Origin of the sequence: Marichromatium sp. PS1 (assembly GCF_041155115.1) — a bacterium.
Lineage (GTDB): Bacteria > Pseudomonadota > Gammaproteobacteria > Chromatiales > Chromatiaceae > Marichromatium > Marichromatium gracile.
Genome location: NZ_BAAFHB010000002.1, coordinates 679,708 through 703,981, shown reverse-complemented (window position 1 = coordinate 703,981; position 24,274 = coordinate 679,708). Strand labels below are relative to the sequence as shown.

Sequence of the window (24,274 nt, the reverse complement as noted above, 5' to 3'; positions counted from 1 at the left end):
GCGCGGCACCTCATCCACGAGGCGGCATCCCGGTTGACCTGTTCATACTCGTCACATCGCGCAGGAAACCGTCATGGCACTCGTGAAGACCCCTAGCACACCCCGCCCCCAATCGACCGGCGAGACACGCACCAACGCGGCAACCGCCCGCGAGGCAGAGGCACAGCGCAGGCGCGCGCGCACCCTGGCGAAGCAGCAGCAGGCCGCCGAACGCGTCGCCTCGGCGACCGCCCAGCTCTCGTCCGGGATCAACGAGGCAGCCTCCGCGGCCGAAGAGCTCAAGCGCTCCTCCGACCAGATCGCCACCGGTGCCGAGGAGGCGTCCGGAGCGGCGCAGGAATCATTGGCGGCCTTCAAGCAGGTCAGCGCGGCACTCGACCGCCAACTCGACAACGCCAGTCTGTCGCAGACCAAGGTCGAGGCCTCGCAGACGCTGATCACCAAGGTCAGCGCGGACGTCACCGGCATGATCACCAACGTCGGGGTGGCCGCCCAACGCCAGGGCGAGTCGGTCAGGATGGTCGCCGAGCTGGAGCAGCAGGCGGCCAACATCGGCGACATCGTCAAGGCCGTCGCCCGCATCGCCGACCAGACCAACCTGCTCGCACTCAACGCCGCCATCGAGGCGGCGCGCGCCGGCAAGCATGGCAAGGGGTTCGCCGTGGTTGCCGACGAGGTCCGCACGCTCGCCGAGACATCGGAGAAGAGCGCCAAGCAGATCCAGGATCTGGTCGGCCAGATCCAATCCGAGGTCAAGGTCATCTCCGACGGCATCAACGACTCGGCCACCAAGGTACAGGGCGAGGTCGAGAACGGTCGGGCGGTCAACTCGCAGCTCGAGCAGATTCGCGCCGACGCAGTCGAGATCACCCGCGCGGTCCAGGAGATCGCCGCCAGCGCCCAACAATCCAACACTGCTGCGGGTCAGGCACTGAAGGGCGCCGAGGAGATCGCAGCGGCGGCCGAGGAACAGTCGGCGGCCTCGGAGGAGTCGGCCAAGACCGTCGCCGAACAGACCCAGGCGCTGGCCGAGTGCGAGCAGGCCGCGCAGAACCTCTCCGAGCTGGCCGAAGACCTCAAGAACTCCACCGACATCACCAAGAGCGCCGAGGAGGTGGCCTCGGCCGCCGAACAGCTCTCGTCGGCGGTACAGGAGATCAACCGCTCCGGCACCCAGATCATGGCCGCCGTCGAGCAGATCCGTAAGAGCACCCAGGTACAGGCCTCGGCCACCGAGGAATCGGCAACGGCGATCACTCAGATCGAGAAGGGCGTCGACGACTCGCTGCAACGCTCGCGCGCATCCGGCGAGAGGGTCGGCGCCATCAGCGAGTTGCTGACCAACAACAAGAGCAGCATCGACGCGCTCATCGCCGGCGTCGCGGACTCGGTCGAGTCATCGCGCCTGAGCCTGCGCCAGATCAAGGACCTGGAACTGGTCTCGCGGCGCATCGACAAGATCGTCGACGCCATCACCACCGTCTCCATCCAGACCAACATGCTGGCGGTCAACGGCTCGATCGAGGCCGCACGCGCCGGGGAGTTCGGCAAGGGGTTCGTGGTCGTCGCCACCGACATCCGCAACCTCGCTCACGACTCGGCGGAGAACGCCGATCGCATCAAGGACCTGGTGAAGGCGGTGCAGGACCAGATCGGTGTCGTCGGACGCGACCTGGAGGAGATCATCTCGGCGGCGATCAGCGAGGCGGAAAAGGCCAAGTCGATCACCACGGGACTGGAGACCATCGAGACCGATATCGCCGAGGTCAGCCGCTCATCGACGGAGATCGAGGCCGCGGCCAGCGAGATCTCCGCCGCCATCGCACAGGTCAAGGTCGGAGTCGATCAGATCGCATCGGCAGCCCAGGAGGCCGAGAAGGCCTCGACCGAGGCTGCGGCCGCGGCACGCCAGCAATCACAGGGGGCGGAGGAGCTGGCGGCAGCCATCGAGGAGATCGCCTCGCTGGCCGACGAGCTGCAGAGCGCTTGAGGCCCATCGCGGTTACGCGGGAGACAGTCATGACCCAAGACCTGGTCAAATCGTCACCCCCCGCCGCGCCGAGCGGCGAGGATGTGGCCACAGAGGGGCAGGAGCACGACCTGCGTCAGTTCGTCATCTTCGTGTGTGGCAGCGAGGTCTTCGCCGTCGACATGGCGCCGGTGCAGGAGATCATCCGGGTGCCCGAGGTGGTTCGGGTACCGCTCGCGCCCCCCACCCTGGAGGGCCTGGCCAATCTGCGCGGCAAGGTCTTGCCCATCATCAACCTGCGCCGTCTGTTCGGCCTCGAGGAGCGCGACGATGACGACGCCACCCGCGCTCTGGTGATCGATCTCGGTCAGCCACTGGGGTTCGTTGTCGATCGCGTCAGCAGTGTGGTCGGGGTCGAGCCCTCGTGTATCGAGGAGGTTGGATCGCTGGCGGCAACGGTCAAGACCGACCTGCTCTGCGGACTGATCAAGGATGTCGGCGGCTTCCCCATGGTGATGGAACTTGACTTCAAGCGCCTGATCGAAAAAGAGTTCAGCGCGATCACCACCCTGGCGCGGCATGGCGCCGCGGCGCTGGCCGAGACGAGGGATGTCGAGGAGGAGGAGGAAGAGGACGCAGACGAACTCCAGCTGGTCAGCTTCGAGGTCGCCGAACAGGAATACGCCATCCCGATCGAGAACGTGCAGGAGATCGTCCAGTTCCCCGAACAGGCGGTACAGATCCCGCGCACCGAGCCTCACGTGATCGGGCTGATGACACTGCGCAACCGCTTGCTGCCCCTGGTCTCTCTGCGTTGTCTGTTCGGTCTGCCGCCACGCACCGCCGACGAACACAGCCGCATCCTGGTGGTGCAGCTCGGCGAGTGCGCCGTGGGCCTGGCGATGGACAGCGTCAACGAGGTGCTGCGCGTCCCCTGGTCGGCGGTCGACGCCATGCCCAAACTGCTGGCGCAGCATGATGACCTGTCGGACATCGAACAGATCTGCCGGCTCGATGAAGGGCAGCGTCTGGTCTCCATCATCTCGACAGACAGACTCTTTCGTCACTCATCGATCCGGGAGGCCTTGAGCAGCGTGGAAGACATCGACTACGACAACCGGAGCGGTGACGACATCGAGGACGACGAGCAGGACGACGATGAGGAACAGATGGTGGTGTTCCGGCTCGACAAGGAGGAGTTCGGCGTCCCCATCGAAAGCATACAGGAGATCGTCCGTCTCCCCGACGAACTCACCCACGTCCCCAAGGCGCCAGACTTCGTCGAAGGAGTCATCAACCTGCGCGGCTCGGTACTGCCGGTGATTGACCAGCGCCGCCGCTTCGGTCTGGCGACGGTGGCACGTAACGACCGACAGCGTATCATGGTGTTCCTGCTCGATGGCGTACGTACCGGCTTCATCGTCGACTCCGTGGCCGAGGTGCTCAAGATCCCGAGGACGGCGATCGAGCCAGCGCCACAGCTCTCCAGCGAGCAGGCCAGATTGATCGCGCGGGTGGCCAATCTGGAGGGTCAGAAGCGTATGATCCAACTGATAGAACCCTCCCAGCTGATCGCCAAGGAGCAACGCGCCGAGCTGGAAGAGCTAGCCGAAACGTCCGCCTAGGACGTCGCGGCACAGGCCCATCGACCAGGAGCTCACGTGATCAAGCTGTTGATTGTCGACGACTCGGCGCTGATGCGCCGCCAACTCAAGGCACTCTTCCTGGCCGAGGGCGATTTCGAGATCCGCGTCGCCCGCAACGGTCAAGAGGCGGTCGCCGAGAACATCGACTTCGCCCCGGATGTCGTCACACTCGACATCAACATGCCGGAGATGGACGGCCTGACCGCACTGTCGCTGCTGATGGCCGAGCGACCGGTACCGGTGGTGATGGTCTCCTCGCTGACCGAGAAGGGGGCCATCGCCACCTTCGAGGCACTCAACCTCGGCGCCGTGGACTATATCCCCAAGCCCGGCGGCACCATCTCGCTGTCGATGGTCGAGATCGAGTCCGAGATCGTCGCCAAGGTGCGCGCGGCGGCACGCGCACGCATCCGTACCGCCCGCGGGCTGGCCGCACGTATCCGTGGCGACACCCCGTCACGCCCGCAACGTCCCCGAACCGAACCGACCAGGGCTGCGCCCGACGACACACCGGCCAGCGGCAGCGGTGTCGTGGTGATCGGGGTCTCGACCGGCGGTCCACGCACCCTCGAGGACATCCTCCCCCGACTCCCCGCCGACTTTCCCTGGCCGGTCCTGGTGGCGCAGCACATGCCGCCAAGCTTCACCCTCCCCTTCGCCGAACGCATGAACCTGCTCTGCCAGCTCGCCGTCTCCGAGGTCAATCGCCCCACCGCGGTCGCCGCCGGCAACATCTATATCGGCAAGGGCGGCGCCGACATGATCCTGGCACGACGCGGCGGCAGATTGACGGCGCTGGCACGCCCCGAGGACCCGACCAAGCTCTGGCACCCGTCGGTCGAACTGCTGGGGCGCTCGATGCTCGAGCACTGCGACCCGACCCGGGTCATCGCGGTGATGCTGACCGGCATGGGACACGACGGCGCCCAGGCATTCACCGAGCTCAAGCAGCGCGGCGCCCGCACCATCGCCGAATCGGAAGAGAGCGCAGTGGTATTCGGCATGCCGGCCGAACTCATCTCGCGCGGTGGCGCGAGCCTGGTGTTGCCGGTCGAGCGCATCGCCGACCAGCTGCAGATCTGGGTGGAGCGCTGAGCCGATGACGATCATCGGCGCCGTCACGACACCACCCCCGCGAGCGACATCGCGTGACGACGGGAGGTCGGAGCCCCGGCACCCACCTCGGACACGCCCCCCAGACCAACCGAGGAGCACGATGGCATGGCACTCAAGAAACCTGCTCCGGCAGCGCCATCCAGCGATGACGAGCGCCGCCTGGCGCGCGATCTCCCAGGGCTGCTGAGCGCACTCGAGGCGGCCGATCCGCTCGCACGGCGCTGGGCGGCACGCGACCTGGCCGATCACCCGGACGCGTCACGCGCCCTGGTCGAGCGGCTCGGAATCGAGACCGAGCCGAGCGTCAGCCAGGTGATCCTGACGACACTGACCCGACTCGGCGACGAGATCGCGGTCGCCGGCCTCACCGAGTGTCTGCGCAGCGAGGACGCCATGCTGCGCAACGCCGCCATCGAAGCGATGAAGCAGCTCCCCGACGAGGTCGCGCCGGTCATGGAACAGCTACTGAAGGATGACGACCCGGACGTGCGCATCTTTGCCGTCGACGTGCTCGAATCGCTGCGCCACCCCCGCGTCGAGGAATGGCTCATCCGGGTCATCGCCGAGGATCCGCACGTCAACGTCTGCGCCACTGCGGTCGACCTGCTCGGCGAGGTCGGCTCCGAGCGCGCGGTGCCGACCCTGCACGCGCTCAAGGCCCGTTTCGTCGACGAACCCTATATCCAGTTCGCCGCCGATCTGGCGCTGAAACGCATTGCACAAGGCTGACCCCGGATGACACAGGCGCGCATGATCAGCGACGAAGATTTCCGCAAGTTCCGGGAGTTCTTCTACCGCAAGACCGGCATGCTGTTCGAGGACAGCAAGCGTTACTTCGTCGACAAGCGTCTGCTCGAACGGATGGATGCCACCGACTCGGAGAGCTTTCGCGCCTACTTCACCATGGTGCGCTTCCAGGCATCGGGCGAGGAACTGCAGACGCTGATCAACGCGATGACGGTCAACGAGACCTACTTCTTCCGCGAGGAGTACCAGTTCCGCTGTCTGGTCGACTCGATGCTGGAGGAGATCGTCACGCACACGAGGCAACAACGTGCGCTGCGGATCTGGTCGGTGCCCTCCTCGTCGGGCGAGGAGCCCTATGGCATCGCCATCTATCTGCTCGAACACTGGCCACGGCTCGACGACTGGGACATCGAGATCGTCTCCTCCGACATCGACACCGAGATCCTCGCGCAGGCCAGGCGCGGTCGTTATACCCACCGCTCGATACAGAACCTGCCACCGTCGCTGCTGGCCAAGTACTTCAGGCGCGACAGGGATCACTACCTGATCGACCAGGAGCTGCGCGAGGCGGTCGACTTCACCCGGGTGAACGTCAGCGACGCCGCGGACATGCGCAGACACCGTCACTTCGACATCATCTTCTGTCGCAACCTGCTGATCTATTTCGACGATCTGTCGCGCAAGCAGACCGCGGAATCCTTCTACGACGCACTCAATCCGGGCGGCTTCGTCTGTCTCGGTCACTCCGAATCGATGAGTCGGATCTCATCGCTGTTCCGGGTACGCAAGTTCCCCGAGGCCATCGTCTATCAGAAACCCTGGGAGGCCCGATGAAGCGGATCCTGGTCATCGATGACGCCGCGACGGTGCGGCTCTATCACCGCAGCATCCTGGAAGAGCTGGGCTTCGAGGTGACCGAGGCAGTCAACGGCCTCGAGGCATTGGAACGGGTGGCCGAGGGTGACTTCGACCTCTATCTGGTCGATATCAACATGCCCAAGCTCGACGGCTATGGCTTCCTGCGCGAGCTGCGCGGCAAGGACATGCCACAGGCGCCGGCGATCATGGTCTCGACCGAGGCCGGCGCCAACGACCAGAAGCTCGCCTTCCTGTCCGGCGCCAACCTCTATATCGTCAAGCCGGTCAGACCCGAACGGCTCGCCTCGCACGTCCTGACGCTGCTCGGCATGACATCGAACGGCCGGGGAGCGCCGTCATGAACCCACTGCTCGATCAATTCATCACCGAGGGGCGAGACATCCTCCAGACCATCGGTGAACGCCTGCTCCAGCTCGAGGACACCCCCGACGACAGCGCCCTGATGGGCGAACTCTTCCGCCTGGTGCACACCCTCAAGGGCAACAGCGGACTGTTCGACCTGCCGGAGATGACCCGCGTCCTGCATGCCGCCGAGGACCTGATGGACGCGGTACGCGATGGCAGGCGCCCCTTCGACCGTCCGGTGGCCGACAGACTGCTGGAGGCGATGGACTTCGTGCTCGCCCTGATCGACGAGATCGGCGACAGTGCCGAGTCGGCGCCACCGAACACCGCGCGACACGCCAACGACGCACTCGAGCTCGCCAACGCGCTGCGGGGCCTGCTCGCCGCGGCCCAGGCCACGACACCAACCGCCGCCGAGACCGAGCCAGCGGCCACGCCAGCGCCTGACCCCGCGCCCGCGGCGCTGCCGCTCGAGGCGCTCCCGAGCAGGATCCAGCAGGAGCTGACCCAGCGCCTCGAGGCCGGCGAACCACTGTGCTGGCTGACCTACGAGCCCGAGGAGGAGTGCTTCTTCAAGGGCGAGGACCCCTTCCACCAGATCCTGCAGCTCGGCGAACCCTGCTGGCGCCGGGTGAGCAGCCGCGAGGACTGGCCGCCCCTGGCCGAGCTCGACGCCTATCGCTGCATCCTGCGCTTCGAGGCGATCCTGAACACCCCGGCCGAGGCGCTGCACGAACACTTCCGCTACATCCCCGAACAGGTACGGATCATCCCGCTGCAACCGCCAGCGCCGACCTCCGCGTCCTCATCCGAGCCACCGCCCGATGCCGAGACCACCTGGTCCTTCAACGTCGTGCTGGAGGCACAGCGCGAGATCCTCGGACTGACCGACAACCCGCCGTGGCTGAGCGGTCGACTGCGTGCCGTCGCCACCACCCTGGAGGCGGCCTTCGCCAGCATCGGCCAGGTGGTGGAGCGCGACGCACTGGAGCAGGCACTGCACTCGGCCGACGCCTCACACTCCTCACAGCCTCTGCTGAATTGGCTCGACGAGCAGCAGCGTCGCGGCGACACCCAGCTCCCGACCGCGGCCTCCCCGCCCGGTGCCCCCGCCGAAGACATCGCCCCTCCCCCGGAGGCGCAAGAACCGCAGGAGCCGATCAAGTTCGGACGACGTGCCGAGGACCGGCTGGCCGGCCACACCCTCAAGGTCGATCAGGCCAAGGTCGACCGACTGATGAACCTGATCGGCGAGATGGTGGTCACCAAGAACGCCCTGCCCTATCTCGCCAACCGCGCCGAAGAGGTGTTCGGAACACGCGAGCTGGCCCGCGAGATCAAGGCACAGTACGGGATCATCAACCGCATCGCCGAGGAGATGCAGGACGCCATCATGCAGATTCGCATGATGCCCGTCTCCTTCGTGCTGCAACGCTTCCCCCGCCTGGTCCGCGACACCGCCCGCAAGCTCGGCAAGGAGGTTCGGCTGGTGATGGAGGGCGAGTCGACCGAGGCCGACAAGAACATCATCGAGGCCCTGGCCGACCCGCTGGTGCACATCGTCCGCAACAGTCTCGACCACGGACTCGAGTCCCCCGCCGAGCGCAGCGCCGCCGGCAAGCCGACTGAAGGACGGCTGACCATCTCCGCCCGCCAGGAATCCGACCGGGTGGTGATCGAGATCAGCGACGACGGCCGCGGCATCGACCCGGATCGGATTCGGCGCAAGGCATACGAGCGCGGTCTCATCGGCGAGCCCGAGCTGGAACGACTGACCGACCAGGAGGCGATCAATCTGGTGTTCGCGGCGGGCTTCTCCACCGCCGAGCAGGTCTCGGACCTGTCCGGGCGGGGCGTCGGCATGGACGTCGTGCGCAACGCCATCGCCTGCGTCAACGGCGCCGTCGAGCTCCACAGCCAGCTCGGCCAGGGCACCCGGCTGCGACTCTCGCTGCCGCTCTCGATGGCGGTGACCAACGTCATGATCATCGAGTCGGCCGGGCAGCGCTTCGGCGTGCCGATGGACAGGGTCGCAGAGACCGTCAGGGTCGCGCGCAACGACATCCGCACCATCAAGCGCCGTCTCACCACGGTGCTGCGCGGACGCCTGGTACCACTGGTCACGCTCAACGACCTGCTGGCGCTCACCATCGAGCAGGTCCCCAACGACGACGACGAGTTCGCCGTGCTGGTGGTCCGCATCGGCGCGGACCATCTCGGCATCATCGTCGACGACTGTCGGGAAACGGTCGACATCATCCTCAAGCCACTCGGCGGGGTCCTGGCCGGGCTGGGCGGCTACGCCGGCTCCGCGCTGCTCGGTGACGGCTCGGTGCTGCTGGTGCTCAACCCGAGGGAGTTGCTCTGATGGCGCTCGAATTCAAGAAGGTGACCGCGGTCGTCAGTGAACAGATGACGGTCGAGGACGCCGAGATCCTGCTCGACTGGCTGATCAAACACCCACGTGGCCGGATCAACCTATCCGCCTGCACCCATCTGCACGCCGCCAACCTCCAGGTCCTGATGGCCGCGCGGCCGAGGATCTCGGCCTGGCCACGCCATGCGCCGCTGGCCGCGTGGATCAAGGCGGCCCTGACCCCATGAGGAGTTCAAGAGCATGTCCAAGACGATACTGGTTGTAGACGATTCGGCAACCATGGTGATGAGCCTCAAGGCCAGCCTGGAGATCGCCGGCTTCACCGTGGAGACCGCGGGCGACGGCGTCCAGGCGATCTCCAAGCTCAAGTCCGGGATCAAGCCGGACCTCATCCTCACCGACATCAACATGCCCAACATGGGCGGCATCGACTTCATCCGCAACGCGCGAGCCCTGCCCGGCATGCGCTTCACCCCCATCCTTGCGCTCACCACCGAGAGCCAACAGGCCAAGCGCGACGAGGCCAAGAAGCTCGGCGCGACCGGCTGGCTGGTCAAGCCCGTGGGTGGGGCCGATCTGATCAAGGTCATCAAACAGGTACTGCCGGGGGCCTGAGGACCTCAGACGATGCCCATCACCAACCAACACCAAGTGGTGATCGATGCGAATCTGGCGCAGGCCCGCATGTTGCGGCGCACCATGGGCTGGATCAACCTGCTCGGCAGCCTCGCCATCACCATCCTGGTGTACCTGACGCACGACTGGTTGAACCTCGGGCTGCAAACGGCCGGCTCCAACGCCGCGCTCATCCATGCCCTGATCTTCGGTGGCGCCGTGCTCGGCACCAACTTCATCGCCGGACTGGTGTTCTTTCGCTTCAGCTTCCGCGTCAACAGCGCCCTGTGCCAGACCTGGGACCGGGTGATCGAGGAGTTTCGCCAGGGCCAGCAACGGATACAGGGGGACAAGGAGGCGCGCGCGCTCACGGTCGAGCAGGACCAGGCCATCGAGCAGCAGCTCGGCGAGACGGTCGCCGAGACCGAGGCCTCCACGCTCGACGTCATCGAGCGCACCACCAAGCTCAATGCCGACGCGGCCCATCTGCTGGACTATCTGAAGAAGTCCACGGGCAATGCCAAGTCGATGGAAGAGGACATCTCCGGCAGGCTCGAGGACATCACCGAGATCGCCCTCCTGGTACAACAACTACCCACGCGCATCCAGGCGGACATGGAGGCCATCGAGAAGGTCCTCAACGACATCCGCCAGCTCGGCGGACTGACCAGCTCGATCAAGCAGATCAGCAAGAAAACGCGACTCCTCGCGCTCAACGCCGCCATCGAGGCGGCGCGGGCGGGCGAGGCCGGACGCGGCTTCGCCGTCGTCGCCGGCGAGGTACAGTCGCTGGCCGACCACGCCACCGAAACGGCCGACACCATCGAGGACGGGCTCAACCGCGCGCTCCAGAACGTCGAGAAAAACCTCCAGTTCACCCTGCTCGAGGGCTCCGAGGAACAGCTGGCGCAGGCGAGCCGGGCAGTGGAATCGATCCATCGTCTCCGCGACAACTACGAGGACATGCGCCAGTTCTACAAGGTGCTGTTCTCGGTCATCACCCATCACAACACCAGCCTGGCCGACCAGATCTCGGACATCCTCGGGCTGTTGCAATACCAGGACGTCACCGGTCAACGACTGGAGCGCATCCGCACCACCCTCAACCACCGCGCCAGTGTCCTGGTGGGCGCCGATGACGATCCCAGACAACTGCCGAGCCAGCTCAGGGCGGTGTTCGACGAGTATCTGCGCAACGAGTCGAGCCATGCACGCTCGCAGACCAGTCACGTGACAGAGGACCCGAGCGAGCCACGGATAGAACTCTTCTAGCAACCGGCCCTGGCGCCAGAGAACCAACCCGCGCGCGACACTGCCAGGCCGAGATAGCGCCGCCGACAAAACGCCCCGGATACCATGACGAACGCACTCGGACACCTCTTACAAGACCAACGCAACACGCTATTCACGGCCTGGTTGGAACAAATCAGGGCAATGCTGCCCTCGTCATCCTCGCTCACCAGCACAGCGCCAACGCCCCCAGGACATCACCTGCGCACCATCTTCGACGGCATCCTCGATACCCTTGAGCAATCACCCTCCGAGGACTTCACCCTCGGCGCCACGGACCCACTGACGGATCATCTACGTCAGCTCGTCAGCGACCAGGCACGCCACGGCGGCAGCGCCAACGAGACGATCGCGATGCTACTCGCGCTCAAGCGGCTGATCACGGCCCGCTCGATCACCTCCGGCACGCCCCCGGAGGTCGACGGTTTGCTGTGGCTCGACCGCGTCTTCGATGGACTGACGCTCAGCACCTTCGACGCCTTCGTCGAGGTCCGCGAACAGATCATCACCCAACAGAGCCTGTCGCTACTGGAGCTCTCGACCCCGGTGCTGCGACTGTGGAACCGCATCCTGCTGCTGCCGCTGGTCGGGGTCATCGACACCATCCGCGCCCGCCAGGTCACCGAGCGACTGCTGGAGGCGATCGCCCATCACGAGGCACGGGTCACCATCATCGACCTCACCGGCGTGCCGATCCTCGACACCAGCGTCGCCCAGCACCTGATGAAGACGATCGACGCCGCGCGCCTGCTCGGCACCCGCATCGTCATGACCGGCATCAGCCCGGAGGGTGCGCAGACCCTCACCAAGCTCGGCATCCGCTTCGACGACGTGCTCAGCCGCGCCACGCTGCGCGCGGGCATCGCCGAGGCGCTGCAGCTGATCGGACTGCGCATCGGCCCGATCGAGGATCGACACCCATGAAGATCCCGATCCTGCGACTGGGACGCATCCTGCTGGTCTCCATCCAGGACGACCTGACCGACAACGACGCCATGCAATTCCAGTCGGACCTGGTCGAACGCGTGGCCGAGATCGAGGCGCTCGGCGTGGCGATCGACATCACCGCACTGGACGTGGTCGATTCCTACATGGCGCGCGTCATCAACGACACCGCCTGCATGGTCGGACTCCTCGGCGCCGAGGTGGTGATCTGCGGCGTTCAGCCGTTCGTGGCGATGACGCTGATCGAGATGGGACGCGACCTGCTCGGCGCCAACTGCGCGTTCAACCTCGAACAGGGTCTGGAGATCCTCAACCGTCGTATCGCTACACGTGGCGACATTCACATCGACGAGGACGAGGATGACTGAGGCCTTTGCCAGCGAATTCATCCCGATCCGCACGCCGACGGATATCGTCACCGCACGGCGTGCCGCCCGGACCCTGTGCGAGCGTCTCGGCTTCGGCAAGGCCGATCAGACACGGCTCGCCACCGCCGTCTCCGAGCTGACCCGCAACGTCATCCAGTACGCCCGCGAGGGCAGTTGCCAGATCAGCGACACCTCGGACGCCGGATACCGGCGCATCCGCGTCCTGGTCGAGGACCACGGCCCGGGGATCCCCGACATCACCCTGGCGCTCACCGACGGCTATAGCACCAGTGGCGGACTCGGTGCCGGCCTGCCCGGCACACGACGTCTGGTCGACGACTTCGGCATCGAATCGGCACCGGGGCTCACCCGGATCACCATCGCCCTGCAGAAGCCGTTGTGATCACCTCACCATGACTCCAGGCGGTGACATGCATCAAGACCGACCCACTCCTCCAGCGCCCGCGCACCCCGGCCCCGGCATCGTCGCCACCAGCATGCGCATCGATACCGAATCCGATGTCGCGGCCGTCTGCCGCGTGGTCCGTGCCCTGGCCGAGCACATGGCATTCAGCCGCAGCGCGGCCTACTCGCTCGCCACCGCCGCGTCCGAGCTGGCGACCAACCTCCTGATCCATGCCGGCGGCGGCCAACTACAGGTCGCCCCGCTCCCCGGCATGCGCGCCGGGATCGAGCTGCTGGCCGAGGACCACGGACCGGGCATCGACGACCTCAGGCTTGCGCTGACCGATGGCTACAGCACCGCCGGCGGTCTCGGCTGCGGCCTGCCGGGTGTCGAGCGGCTGATGGATCTTTGCGACATCGACTCCGTGCCGGGCCACGGTACCCGGGTCAGAGCGGTCAAATGGCGCTGAACCCTCCGCCCCCCCAGCCGTCCGTCGGTCAGGCGCTGCGTTCACACCCGGACGAGCTGCACTGTGGCGATCAACTCGGCTGGTGGACACGACCCGATCGGCTGCGCCTGGCGCTTGCCGACGGTCTGGGCCACGGACACGAGGCCGAGATCGCGGCCAGCGCGGCCATCGCCCAGGTCGCGGCCATGCCCGAGCATCACCTCGAGGAGATCTTCCTCGCCTGCGATCAGGCCCTGCGGGACACGCGCGGCGCCGCGCTCGCCATCGTCGACATCCACCCCCAGCTCGACCGACTCCGCCATGCCGCCGTCGGCAACATCCGCAGCGTCATCGCCCGCAGCGGCCTCATCAGACGCCTGAGCAGCTCCCGAGGCATCGTCGGCGCGGGCTACAGGGATCTGCGCGCCGAGTCGTTCACCATCACCGCCGGCGACTGGCTGACCCTGTTCACCGACGGGATCCAGGAGAGCGCCGAGGTCCTCAGCGGCCTCGACGATGCCACGGTCTCGGACCGTCTCGCCGAGCAGCTCATCGAGCGCTGGGCCGACGGGCACGACGATGCCGGCATCCTCATCTATCGCCATGCCTGAACCCAGAGCACCACAACACACCGGGGAACTCGGTCAGCGCTACACCGAGTTGTTACGCCGTGCCGTCTTCGCCGAGGACCCACTGGTCTCGGAGGCGGCGCTGGCCGAGGCGGCCGATCTCGGGCGCACCCTGATCGCTCGCGCCGTACCACTCGAGGAGGTCGGAGAACTCCATCACGAGGCACTCATCCACCTCGCCCGCCACCATCCCGACCTGCCATTGAGCCAGGTCGCCGGGCAGATCACGGCGCCGCTGATGGAGGCCTACATGGCCTACAGCCTCGCTTTGCGCGAGCAGCTCGAACGCCGCGCCGAGGCCATCGTGAACGCCCGTCTCGAGCAATCGCGTCGTCTGGAGGCGATCGGCACCCTGGCCGCCGGTATCGCCCACGATTTCAACAACATCCTCGGGGCCATCCTCGGCTTCAGCGAGTTGCTCGGTGACGAACTCCCCGCCGACTCGGCAGGCCGCCATCACCTTGCACACATCCAGCAGGCAAGTTTCCGCGCGCGCGACCTGATCGCCCGCATGCTCACCTTCGCACGGGCGATGGCCGACACCCCGAGCGCCGTCGAACTGGTCTCACTGACCGAGGAAACGCTCAAGCTACTGCGTGTCTCGCTACCGGCGACCATCCAGCTCGCATTCGCGCCGCCCGACCGGGACGCCTGGGTCCTGGCCGAGCCGAGCCAGCTGCAGCAGATCGTGATGAATCTTTGCATCAATGCCGCCGACGCCATCGGCGACCGACCGGGCAATATCCAGGTCACCATCCAGCCCATCGCCACCGCGGCCGGCGCAATGATCAGACTCAGGGTCGAGGACGATGGTGAGGGCATGAACGGCGAGACCCTGGAGCGGGTCTTCGACCCCTTCTTCACCACCAAGGCACCCGGCAAGGGCAGCGGACTGGGGCTATCGGTCGTGCACGGACTGGTCACCAAGCTACAGGGAACGATCGAGGTCGAAAGCACCCTCGGCAGCGGCACCCGCTTTCTCATCGATCTACCTCGCCTTTCCCACCCCGATACCACCGCGCCGCCCACCGCCACAGGAGAAGCGCCATGACCAAGATCCTGATCGTCGACGACGACGACCTCTTTCGCACCATGCTCGTGGAGATGGTGCGTCGCGAGGGCTACGAGGTCAGCGCCGTCAGCAACGGCAAAGAGGCACTCGAGCACATCGAGCACGATCGTCCGCAGCTCATCATCACCGACATCCTGATGCCGGAAATGGATGGCATCGAACTCATCATGGAGCAGAACAGGCGAGGCAACACCATACCGGTCATCGCCATCTCCGGGGGACGGCGCGCCATCAGCCTGGAGTTCAACCTGGAGTCGGCCGAACTCATGGGCGTGCGGGCGACGCTACCCAAGCCCTTCACCCGCGAACAACTCAGGAGCGCCATCACCGAGGCCCTGCAATGAGCCCCGGCGCAAGGCGGCCAGCGGCCAGCGGCCAGCGGCCAAAAGATTGAACAGCCAAGACGCAAAGGGCGCGAAGGGAGAAAAGCCTCCAGCGACCAGCCTTCAGCCGCCAGCGGCGCTGCACTCAACGATCGATGCCTGGATCGTGCGCCACGGCTGACAGCGGGCGGTGCCGTGGTCGAAAGCGCACACCCGCTGGCGACTGAAGGCCGATCGCCCGAAACTTGAATCTTCGCGCTCTTCGCGGCTTTGCGGTTCAATTCGCTGGCGGCTGGCGGCTGGCGGCTGGCGGCTGGCGGCCAGGACGTTGAACCGCAAAGTCACAAAGCGCGCCAAGGATCTCGAAAGCGGCCTGTCGTCAGTGCTCAATCGATAACGGACACGCACAGGTCGTGAGGTCAAACGGCAAGAGGACACCACAGCACAACTCACCATCGCGTTCTTTGCGGCTTTGCGGTTCAAACGACTGACGACTGGTGGCTGGCGGCTGGCGGCTGGTCGCTGGTGGCTGCCAACCGACGAAGCCGTTAGACTCGGGCCGCTGAACCCTTGTCAGGATAAGGAACGGAGAGCCCATGTCGCACGCCCCCTTCCAACAGGTCGCCGAGGATGTCTACTGCATCGAGACCGGCCTCTATCGCCACGGACTGGCCGCCTGCTATCTGGTCCGCTCGAACGATCGTCTCGCCTTCATCGACACCGGCACCGATCACACCGTGCCGGCGCTGCTCGAGGTCATCGCCGAGCTGGGGCAGACCCCGGCAGACGTCGACTATGTCATCCCCACCCACGTCCATCTCGATCATGCCGGCGGCAGCGGCTCGCTGATGGCCGCCTGTCCCGAGGCGCGGCTGGTGGTGCACCCACGCGGCGCCCCTCACCTGATCGACCCCGAGCGGCTGATCGCCGGCGCCACCGCAGTCTACGGCGAGGAGGGCTTCGCCAGCGACTACGGCACCCTGCGCCCGGTGCCCGAGTCACGCGTGATCGCCGCCGAGCACGGCCAGACCTTCCAGCTCGGCACGCGCACCCTGACCTTCCTCGACACCCCGGGACACGCCAACCACCACGGCTGCATCCTCGACTCGCTCACCCAGGGGATCTTCACCGGCGATACCTTCGGCATCTCCTACCGCGAACTCGACACCGAGGCCGGCCCCTGGCTGTTTGCGCCGACCACCCCGGTCGCCTTCGACCCCGAGTCCTGGTTCGAGACCCTCGACCAGCTGATGGCGCTCGAACCCAAGGCGATGTACCTGACCCACTATGGTCGTGTCGATCGCCCCGCCGAGCTGGTCGGGATGCTGCGCGAGAGCATCCGCGCGCTGGCCGATCTGGCGCTGGCCGAGGAGGGACGCGACGACCCGCAGCGCGGCGAGCGCCTGAACCGGGCGGTCGCCGATTGGCTCATCGCCGGCGCGCGCGCGCACGGCGTCGCCCTCGACGAGCCCCGGCTGCGCGAGCTGCTCGCGGTCGATATCGGGCTCAATGCCCAGGGACTGGAGGTGTGGCTGAAGCGGCGCGAGAAGCGGGCCGCGCGCTGACCCCAAAACACCCCGCCCGCAGATTGCGGGCGGGGCGCGGGATCAATCGACGAGCTGATAGCTGGCGCCGCAGTAGGGGCAGGTGACGCGACCGTCCGGGGCATCGGCAATCGGCAGATAGACCCGCGGATGGAGGTCCCATACCGGGGTCTCCGGTCGCGGACAGGCGAGCGGCAGTTCCGCGCGCGTGACCGCGATCGGCGCCTCTTGCTGGGGTTGACGGGTAGCGGGATTGGCCATGGATCGAACCTCCGTGATCGTGGGCGCCGTGCCCTCGACGGACACGGCGCGAGTCGCACTCAGACCAGGGTCAGCCACTCGGCGCGGGCCGCGTCGCGACCGTGGACCAGGTCGAAATAGGCCGACTGCAGCCGCTCGGTGATCGGTCCGCGGGTGCCGGCACCGATCGCCCGGCCGTCGACCTCGCGGATCGGGGTGACCTCGGCGGCGGTGCCGGTGAAGAAGGCCTCGTCGGCAATATAGACCTCATCGCGGGTGATGCGCTTCTCCACCACCTCGATGCCGAATTCCTTGGCCAGGGCGATCACGGTGCGACGGGTGATGCCGTCGAGCGCCGAGGTCAGGTCCGGGGTGTAGAGCACGCCGTCGCGGACGATGAAGACGTTCTCGCCGCTGCCTTCCATCACATAGCCCGAGGCGTCGAGCAGCAGCGCCTCGTCATAGCCGTCGCGCTGCGCCTCCTGCAGCGCCAGCATCGAGTTCATGTAGTTGCCGTTGGCCTTGGCGCGGCACATGGTGATGTTGACGTGATGGCGGGTGAAGGAGGAGAACTTCACGCGGATGCCGTTGCGCATGTTCTCCTCGCCCAGGTAGGAACCCCAGGACCAGGCGGCGACCACGCAATGCAGCTTGAGGTTGTCGGCGCGCAGGCCCATGCCCTCCGGGCCGTAGAAGCACATCGGGCGCAGATAGGCCGAGTCGAGACCGTTCTCGCGCACCACCGCGCACTGCGCCGCGTTGAGGGTGTCACGATCCCAGGGCATGTCCATGCCGAGGATGTGCGCCGAGTTGAACAGCCGGTCGGTATGTTCCTGGAGCCGGAAGATGGCCGCGCCCCGATCGGTCTGATAGGCGCGAACGCCCTCGAAGACCCCCATGCCGTAGTGCAGGGTATGGGTCAGTACGTGGGTCTGGGCCTCGCGCCAGGGCACCATCTCACCATCCAGCCAGATCAGACCGTCGCGGTCCGCCATCGTCGTCATATTCTGCTCCGTATCTCCCGGGCCCAGGCTCGGGTCCGGTCACCATAATGAGGGCCCGGGGGCCCCGATCGGTCCGCGCAAGGCGGACCCCAGATAACATGTGCGCGGCGATACCCGGCCAGGCCGGGTCGTCTCGACACCCCATTGACTGGCGCGTCTGTCGGTCCTGCGCCCGGCGACGGAACCGAGGCGCGCCCGAAACGATCGGTTCCGCCGCCCGCTCGGGGCGCGACGGACCGCTCGACAGGCCGGCGCCGGAGACGCCGACCGATCCCCGGCCCACATCGGGACCGGACACAGACACCCGCCCGCCATCCGGTCGCGCCGGGGTCACGGTGGGAGGGGTCTGGAATGCGTGGGCAGCCGCTAGCCGCACTCCTCCATCAGCTCGCACCACAGCGCCCGGACCCGCGCGCGCTCGGCCAGCAACTGGTCGTCGGCGATGGTCTTGGGCTGTTCCTGCAGGGCGCTGCGATGATAGGCGGCACGTAAGACCTTGTAGGCCTCGGCGAGGTTCTCAGCGGTGTCTCCCGGCAGCAGGTCGATGCGTGCCAGGGTATCGAGCAGGCGGACGTTGTCGGTCCAGTCGGCGAGCTCCGGGTGATCGGCAGCCCAGCGCAGTACAGCGTATTGAACCATAAACTCGATATCGGCAATACCACCAGGACCTTGCTTGAGATCAAAGCGCCCGTCGCCGCTGCGATCGAGGTTGGCGCGCATCTTGGCGCGCATCTCGCGCACGTCGCGACGCAGCTGCTCGGGATCGCGGCGACGACAGAGGATCCCGCGGCGCACCTCGGCGAAGCGACGTGCCAGCTCGGGGTCGCCGGCGACCGGACGGGCGCGCACCAGCGCCTGATGCTCCCAGGTCCAGGCGTCCTTGTCCTGATAGGCGGCGAAGGCGCCGATCGAGCGCACCAGCATCCCCTTGCCGCCGTCCGGGCGCAGCCGCATGTCGACCTCGTAGAGCGTTCCCGAGGGGGTGCGGGTGGTCAGCATGTGGATCATCCGCTGACCGAGACGGGCGTAGAACTGCTCGTTGCTGATCTCGCGCTCGCCGTCGGTCATCGCCGTCATCGAGTCGCTGGCATGGACGAAGACCAGATCGAGGTCGGAGCCGTAGCCGAGCTCGATGCCGCCGAGCTTGCCGTAGCCGAGCACCAGGAACCCCGAACCCTCGCCGGGGATCGCGGTGGGACGACCATGACGCGCCTGCAGGTGCGTCAGGGTCAGCTCGAGCACCCGCGTCACCGTGGCCTCGGCGATCTCGGTGAGATAATCGCTGACCACCATCAGCGGGATCACCCCGGTGAGATCGGCCGCCGCCACCCGCAGCATGTTGCCCTGGGCGAACTGACGCAGCCGCTCCATCTGCTGCTCGAGGTCCTCGGGGTCGACCGGACCGAGCAACACGTCGAGTTCCTCGTCGAGTCCCTCGCGGCGCAGCGGGTCATAGAGCCGGCGCGGGTCGATCATCTCGTCGAGCAGCAGCGGCTGACGCGACAGCCGGTCGGTGAACCAGGGACTCATCCCCGCCAGTCGCGCCAGCTGCGAGAGGATGCAGGGGTGCTCGACCAGCATCGCCAGATAGGAGGTGCGCCGCGCCACCGCCTCGAGCAGGCGCAGCACCCGCTCGAGGGCGAGATCGGCGTGTTCGCTGGCGGCGACGATCGGCAGCGCCAGCGGCATCAGCTGCGCCAGACGCTCGCTGCCGCGGCGGCTCACCTTGCGCTCGATGGTGTCGCGGAAGGCATCGATGTGCACCAGCGCCGACTCGGGGCTGGCGAAGCCGGACTCGGCGAGCAGCGCAAGCGCCTGCTCGCGCTCGTACTCACCACGCCACAGCGCCGCCAGCTCATCCTCGTGCTCGTGGTCGGCCGGCTCGTCCTCGCCGCTCGGCGGCGCGAACACCTCGTCGAAGTGGTGCTGCACCCGTTCGCGGTGCGCGGCGAGCACCGGGGCGAAGCTCGCCCAGTCGGCGAAGCCCATCGCGCGCGCCATCCGCTCGCGCGCCGCCTCGTCCTCGGGCAGGGTGTGGGTCTGGCGATCGCGCCAGGCCTGCAGCCGGTTCTCGACCCGGCGCAGGAAACAATAGGCGTCATCGAGTTCGCGCACCGCCTCGGGCGGCAGCAGCTCGCGCTCACCCAACAGCGCCAGCACCTCGCGGATCGGACGGATCTGCAACTCCGCATCGCGCCCGCCGCGCACCAGCTGGAAGGCCTGACCGATGAACTCGATCTCGCGGATGCCGCCGGGACCGAGCTTGATGTTGGCGTCCATGCCGCGCCGATACAGCTCCTTGGCGATCAGCCGCTTGAGTTCGCGCAGCGACTCGATCGCGCCGAAATCGAGATAGCGCCGGTAGACGAAGGGCCGCAGCATCGCCTCGAGCTGGGCGATGTCCTCGGCGTCACCGCACACCGCGCGCGCCTTGATCATCGCGTAGCGCTCCCACTCGCGCGCCTGCGACTGGTAGTAGTCCTCCATGGCATCGAAGCACATCGCCAGCGGCCCCGACTCACCGAAGGGACGCAGCCGGGTGTCGACGCGGAACACGAAGCCGTCGACCGTCTGCTGGCCGAGCGCCTGCACCAGACGCTGACCGAGCCGGGTGAAGAACTGCTCGTTGCTGAGCGCGCGCGGCCCGTCGCGCACCTCGCCGCGCTCGGGGAAGGCGAAGATGAGATCGATGTCGGAGCTGAGATTGAGCTCGCGCGCACCGAGCTTGCCCATCGCCAGCACCACCATCTCCAGGGCGCGCCCCTCGGCATCGCAGGGCACGCCGAGTTCGGCGCGGGTCCAGTCCTGGAGCTTGCCGAGCGCCTGACGGATACAGCAGTCGGCCAGTTCCGAGAGGTCCTCGAGCACCTCCTCGAGCGCGCCCTCGCCGCTGAGATCACGCCACACGATGCGCACCTGCTCGCGGCGCCGGAACAGCCGCAGCGCGCGCGCCAGCGCCTGCTCGTCGTCGACCTCGGCGAGCGCCCGGGTCAGCGCGCGATCGAGATCCCCCGGGCCATAGGCGCGGAAGAGATCGCCGCTGGCCAGCAGCTCGGCGAACATCTCGGGGTGACGCTGTACCTCCAGCGCGACGAACTCGCTGCCGTCCCACACCGCGGCGCGGGCGCGCGCGAAGACGGGGGTATCGGGCACCTCGACACCCGTCTCGGCGGCCCAGGCCAGCCAGTCCTGCCAGTGACTCTCGGTGACGGGTTCGGTGCTCATCGGTTGGTTCATCGGCGCTACAGGGTCTCGATCTGGTAGTCGGCACCGATGCGGCTTGCCGCGCCCGGCGCCAGGTTGAGGGTCTCGGAGGCGGTGTTGACCGTCTCCACGCAGAGGAAGCGGCGCGCGTCCTCGGGCGCGAGGTCGTCGGCAAAACGGTGGATCTCGGTCGCGCCCGGGTTCCACACCACCCAGGTACGGCTGCCGCGCGCGCGCACCCGGATGCGTCGCCCCAGCACCGGGTCGTCGAGCCACAGCGGACCGGGGGCGTCGAGATAGATACGATTGACCTCCTCGCCGCCGGCGCTCACCGGACCTTGCTGCCGACATGGCGCAACCGGCGCGCCCCGTGCCTTGTCCAGATAACACCGACCGTCGAGCCCGTGCAAGCGAACCCGGTCGGACGCGCCGACGCGCAGATAGGTGTGCAGCCCCTGGGTGAGCGTCCAGGGGTGATCGGCCTCGTTACGGGTCTCCAGCGTCAGCCCCAGGGTCGCCCCGACGCGAATCTCCAGCAACAGCGCGCAGGGGTGCGGCCAGGCGGCGAGGGCCCCGGACTCCGGCACCAGACGCAGCCGCACCGCCCCATCGGACTGGGGCGCGCAGTCGAGTAGCCGCCAGTCGGCGGTGCGGGCGAAGCCGTGGATCGGACCGCCGTCCGGGTCGACCCCGAACCAGGGCCAGCACAGCGGGACCCCGCCCATGCGCTCGCGCCCGGGACGGAAGGCGGCGCGACTGCCGACGAACAGCAGGTCCTCGGCGCAACCGCGCGGTCGGTAGGCGAGCACCTGGGCCCGACGGACCGACACCAGCGCCTCGGCCAGCGGCGTCTCGATCCGGGCGAGCAGATCGCCCGCCGCGGTCGCGACCAGCCGCACCCCGGCGCAGACCGCCTCCCCCACCTCACCCATCAGCCCCGCCCCCACACGACGCGGACGAGCACCATCGACAGGCGAGGGAAAGCGGGCACGGACATCGCGGAAACCTTCACGAATGCGGATTCGATCGATTATACGCCGCATGACGGGAGCGAGCGGCCAGCGGCCAGCGGCCAGCGGCCAGCGGCCAGCGGCCAGCGGCCAGCGGCCAGGATGTTGAACCGCAAAGCCGCAAAGTACGCAAAGGATCTCGAAAGCAGCCAGTCGTCAGTGGATTACATGCGCTCTGGCTACTTGATCACTGCCATTCAGCAATCTTGGCTTGCCGAGCCGCAGGAGAAGTAAGGAGAAAAAACCCAACTCACCTTCGCGTTCTTCGCGGCTTTGCGGTTCAACCTTCCGGTGGCTGACGGCTGACGGCTGACGGCTGACGGCTGACGGCTGACGGCTGGTAGCTGGTAGCTGGTAGCTGGTAGCTGGTAGCTGAACGCTTCCCTTAGCCCCAAACGAAAAAGGCCCCGCCGAAGCGGGGCCTTTCTTATGGTGCGACGAGCGCGCCGGGCTTACATCATGCCCATGCCGCCCATGCCGCCCATGCCGCCCATGTCAGGTGCGCCCGGAGCGTCGTCCTTCGGCTCATCGGCGACCATCGCCTCGGTGGTGATCATCAGACCGGCCACGGAGGCGGCGTTCTGCAGCGCCGAGCGGGTGACCTTGGTCGGGTCGAGGATACCCATCTCGACCATGTCGCCGTACTCGCCGTTGGCGGCGTTGTAGCCGAAGTTGCCCTCGCCCTCGGCGACCTTGTTGAGGATCACCGACGGCTCCTCACCGGCGTTGGCGACGATCTGACGCAGCGGCTCTTCCATCGAGCGACGGGCGATCTGGATGCCGACGTTGCGATCGTGGTTGTCGTCGGAGAGATCCTTGATCGCGGTCAGAGCGCGCACCAGCGCGGTACCACCACCGGGGACGATGCCCTCCTCGACGGCGGCGCGGGTGGCGTGCAGCGCGTCCTCGACGCGTGCCTTCTTCTCCTTCATCTCCATCTCGGTGGCGGCACCGACCTTGATCACGGCCACACCACCGGCGAGCTTCGCCAGACGCTCCTGGAGCTTCTCGCGGTCGTAGTCCGAGGAGGTCTCCTCGACCTGCGCGCGGATCTGCTCGCAACGGTTCTTGATGTCGATCTCGGCGCCGGCGCCGTCGATGATGGTGGTCTCGTCCTTGCCGACCTGGACCTTCTTGGCGGTGCCCAGCTCGTTGAGGGTGGCCTTTTCCAGCGACAGACCGACCTCTTCGGCGATCACGGTGGCGCCGGTGAGGATGGCGATATCCTGCAGCATGGCCTTGCGACGATCACCGAAGCCCGGGGCCTTGACGGCGCAGACCTTGACGATGCCGCGGATGGTGTTGACCACCAGGGTGGCCAGCGCCTCGCCCTCGACGTCCTCGGCGATGATCAGCAGCGGCTTGCCGGCCTTGGCGACGGCCTCGAGCACGGGGAGCAGATCACGGATGTTCGAGATCTTCTTGTCGAACAGCAGGATGTAGGGGTCGTCCAGCTCGGCGCTCTGGCTCTGCTGGTTGTTGATGAAGTAGGGCGAGAGGTAGCCGCGGTCGAACTGCATGCCCTCGACGACGTCGAGCTCGTTGCTCAGCGAGGTGCCGTCCTCGACGGTGATGACGCCTTCCTTGCCGACCTTCTCCATCGCCTCGGCGATGATCTTGCCGATCGACTCGTCGGAGTTGGCCGAGATGGTGCCGACCTGGGCGATCGACTTGTTCTCGGTGCAGGGCTTGGAGAGGTTACGCAGCTCGGCGGTGGCGGCCTCGACGGCCTTGTCCATGCCGCGCTTGAGGTCCATCGGGTTCATGCCGGCGGCAACCGCCTTCAGACCCTCGCGGACCATCGCCTGAGCGAGCACGGTCGCGGTGGTGGTGCCGTCACCGGCGATGTCGGAGGTCTGCGAGGCAACCTCCTTCACCATCTGCGCGCCCATGTTCTGGAACTTGTCGGTGAGCTCGATCTCCTTGGCCACGGAGACGCCGTCCTTGGTGACGGTCGGTGCGCCGAAGGACTTCTCCAGCACCACGTTGCGGCCCTTCGGACCCAGGGTCACCTTGACCGCGTCGGCGAGGACGTTGACGCCCTCCATCATGCGGGCGCGGGCGTCACCACCGAACTTCACGTCTTTTGCAGTCATT

At 67.0% G+C, this 24,274-nt stretch carries 23 protein-coding genes; 18 read left to right on the top strand and 5 right to left on the bottom strand.

Annotated features, from left to right (window positions below):
* Positions 1–73 precede the first annotated feature (73 nt).
* The 18 genes from ACAM26_RS04390 (at position 74) to ACAM26_RS04305 (ending at position 16,740) form a co-directional block, all read left to right on the top strand.
* Positions 74–1,990, top strand: coding sequence for a methyl-accepting chemotaxis protein (locus ACAM26_RS04390; protein WP_123139300.1), 1,917 nt, complete (start codon positions 74–76; stop codon positions 1,988–1,990).
* Between the two features lie 29 nt (positions 1,991–2,019).
* Positions 2,020–3,594 (top strand): chemotaxis protein CheW, encoded by a 1,575-nt coding sequence (locus tag ACAM26_RS04385; RefSeq protein ID WP_123139299.1) that lies wholly within the window; start codon positions 2,020–2,022, stop codon positions 3,592–3,594.
* Positions 3,595–3,630: 36 nt separating this feature from the next.
* On the top strand, positions 3,631–4,710 hold the full coding sequence (gene cheB / locus ACAM26_RS04380) for a chemotaxis-specific protein-glutamate methyltransferase CheB (RefSeq protein WP_123139298.1): 1,080 nt from the start codon (positions 3,631–3,633) through the stop codon (positions 4,708–4,710).
* Positions 4,711–4,836: 126 nt separating this feature from the next.
* Positions 4,837–5,460, top strand: coding sequence for a HEAT repeat domain-containing protein (locus ACAM26_RS04375; RefSeq protein WP_369613187.1), 624 nt, complete (start codon positions 4,837–4,839; stop codon positions 5,458–5,460).
* A 21-nt stretch (positions 5,461–5,481) separates the two neighbouring features.
* A complete protein-coding gene (locus ACAM26_RS04370; protein WP_369613186.1) occupies positions 5,482–6,312 on the top strand; it encodes a protein-glutamate O-methyltransferase CheR in 831 nt (276 codons plus the stop codon).
* The gene (locus tag ACAM26_RS04365) at positions 6,309–6,698 is read left to right on the top strand and encodes a response regulator (protein ID WP_369613185.1); all 390 of its coding nucleotides are present in this window, start codon (positions 6,309–6,311) and stop codon (positions 6,696–6,698) included. The genes ACAM26_RS04370 and ACAM26_RS04365 overlap by 4 nt, the downstream gene beginning before the upstream one ends.
* A complete protein-coding gene (locus tag ACAM26_RS04360; RefSeq protein WP_369613184.1) occupies positions 6,695–9,070 on the top strand; it encodes a chemotaxis protein CheA in 2,376 nt (791 codons plus the stop codon). Before ACAM26_RS04365 ends, ACAM26_RS04360 begins: the two co-directional genes overlap by 4 nt.
* Complete coding sequence (locus ACAM26_RS04355; protein ID WP_062275762.1) at positions 9,070–9,306, top strand: hypothetical protein; 237 nt, start codon at positions 9,070–9,072, stop codon at positions 9,304–9,306. The genes ACAM26_RS04360 and ACAM26_RS04355 overlap by 1 nt, the downstream gene beginning before the upstream one ends.
* A gap of 13 nt (positions 9,307–9,319) precedes the next feature.
* Complete coding sequence (locus ACAM26_RS04350; RefSeq protein ID WP_062275764.1) at positions 9,320–9,694, top strand: response regulator; 375 nt, start codon at positions 9,320–9,322, stop codon at positions 9,692–9,694.
* Between the two features lie 12 nt (positions 9,695–9,706).
* Positions 9,707–10,966, top strand: a complete 1,260-nt coding sequence (locus tag ACAM26_RS04345; protein ID WP_369613183.1) for a methyl-accepting chemotaxis protein — start codon at positions 9,707–9,709, stop codon at positions 10,964–10,966.
* 84 nt (positions 10,967–11,050) lie between these two features.
* Positions 11,051–11,908: an STAS domain-containing protein gene (locus ACAM26_RS04340; protein ID WP_123139292.1), complete on the top strand. Its 858-nt coding sequence runs from the start codon at positions 11,051–11,053 to the stop codon at positions 11,906–11,908.
* The gene (locus tag ACAM26_RS04335) at positions 11,905–12,297 is read left to right on the top strand and encodes an STAS domain-containing protein (RefSeq protein WP_062275770.1); all 393 of its coding nucleotides are present in this window, start codon (positions 11,905–11,907) and stop codon (positions 12,295–12,297) included. The genes ACAM26_RS04340 and ACAM26_RS04335 overlap by 4 nt, the downstream gene beginning before the upstream one ends.
* Complete coding sequence (locus tag ACAM26_RS04330) at positions 12,290–12,700, top strand: anti-sigma regulatory factor (RefSeq protein WP_062275772.1); 411 nt, start codon at positions 12,290–12,292, stop codon at positions 12,698–12,700. The genes ACAM26_RS04335 and ACAM26_RS04330 overlap by 8 nt, the downstream gene beginning before the upstream one ends.
* A gap of 28 nt (positions 12,701–12,728) precedes the next feature.
* Positions 12,729–13,172 (top strand): anti-sigma regulatory factor, encoded by a 444-nt coding sequence (locus ACAM26_RS04325; RefSeq protein ID WP_200189437.1) that lies wholly within the window; start codon positions 12,729–12,731, stop codon positions 13,170–13,172.
* Positions 13,163–13,762, top strand: a complete 600-nt coding sequence (locus ACAM26_RS04320) for a SpoIIE family protein phosphatase (RefSeq protein ID WP_369613182.1) — start codon at positions 13,163–13,165, stop codon at positions 13,760–13,762. The genes ACAM26_RS04325 and ACAM26_RS04320 overlap by 10 nt, the downstream gene beginning before the upstream one ends.
* Positions 13,755–14,831: a sensor histidine kinase gene (locus ACAM26_RS04315; protein WP_123139288.1), complete on the top strand. Its 1,077-nt coding sequence runs from the start codon at positions 13,755–13,757 to the stop codon at positions 14,829–14,831. Before ACAM26_RS04320 ends, ACAM26_RS04315 begins: the two co-directional genes overlap by 8 nt.
* Positions 14,828–15,196: a response regulator gene (locus tag ACAM26_RS04310; RefSeq protein WP_062275779.1), complete on the top strand. Its 369-nt coding sequence runs from the start codon at positions 14,828–14,830 to the stop codon at positions 15,194–15,196. The genes ACAM26_RS04315 and ACAM26_RS04310 overlap by 4 nt, the downstream gene beginning before the upstream one ends.
* A gap of 575 nt (positions 15,197–15,771) precedes the next feature.
* On the top strand, positions 15,772–16,740 hold the full coding sequence (locus tag ACAM26_RS04305) for an MBL fold metallo-hydrolase (protein ID WP_369613181.1): 969 nt from the start codon (positions 15,772–15,774) through the stop codon (positions 16,738–16,740).
* Positions 16,741–16,782: 42 nt separating this feature from the next.
* On the opposite strand, the gene ACAM26_RS04300 is transcribed toward ACAM26_RS04305, so the two are convergent.
* The 5 genes from ACAM26_RS04300 to groL all read right to left on the bottom strand — a co-directional run bounded on the left by ACAM26_RS04300 (position 16,783) and on the right by groL (position 24,273).
* Positions 16,783–16,980 (bottom strand): zinc-finger domain-containing protein, encoded by a 198-nt coding sequence (locus tag ACAM26_RS04300; RefSeq protein ID WP_062277069.1) that lies wholly within the window; start codon positions 16,978–16,980, stop codon positions 16,783–16,785.
* Positions 16,981–17,039: 59 nt separating this feature from the next.
* Positions 17,040–17,963: a branched-chain amino acid transaminase gene (locus ACAM26_RS04295; protein ID WP_369613180.1), complete on the bottom strand. Its 924-nt coding sequence runs from the start codon at positions 17,961–17,963 to the stop codon at positions 17,040–17,042.
* Positions 17,964–18,329: 366 nt separating this feature from the next.
* Positions 18,330–21,200 carry a bifunctional [glutamate--ammonia ligase]-adenylyl-L-tyrosine phosphorylase/[glutamate--ammonia-ligase] adenylyltransferase gene (gene glnE / locus ACAM26_RS04290; protein WP_369613179.1) on the bottom strand — a complete coding sequence of 957 codons (2,871 nt, stop codon included), beginning with the start codon at positions 21,198–21,200 and terminating at the stop codon, positions 18,330–18,332.
* A 5-nt stretch (positions 21,201–21,205) separates the two neighbouring features.
* Complete coding sequence (locus tag ACAM26_RS04285; protein WP_190287861.1) at positions 21,206–22,099, bottom strand: D-hexose-6-phosphate mutarotase; 894 nt, start codon at positions 22,097–22,099, stop codon at positions 21,206–21,208.
* 530 nt (positions 22,100–22,629) lie between these two features.
* Positions 22,630–24,273, bottom strand: coding sequence for a chaperonin GroEL (gene groL, locus ACAM26_RS04280; protein ID WP_369613178.1), 1,644 nt, complete (start codon positions 24,271–24,273; stop codon positions 22,630–22,632).
* Between the last annotated feature and the right edge of the window lies 1 nt (position 24,274).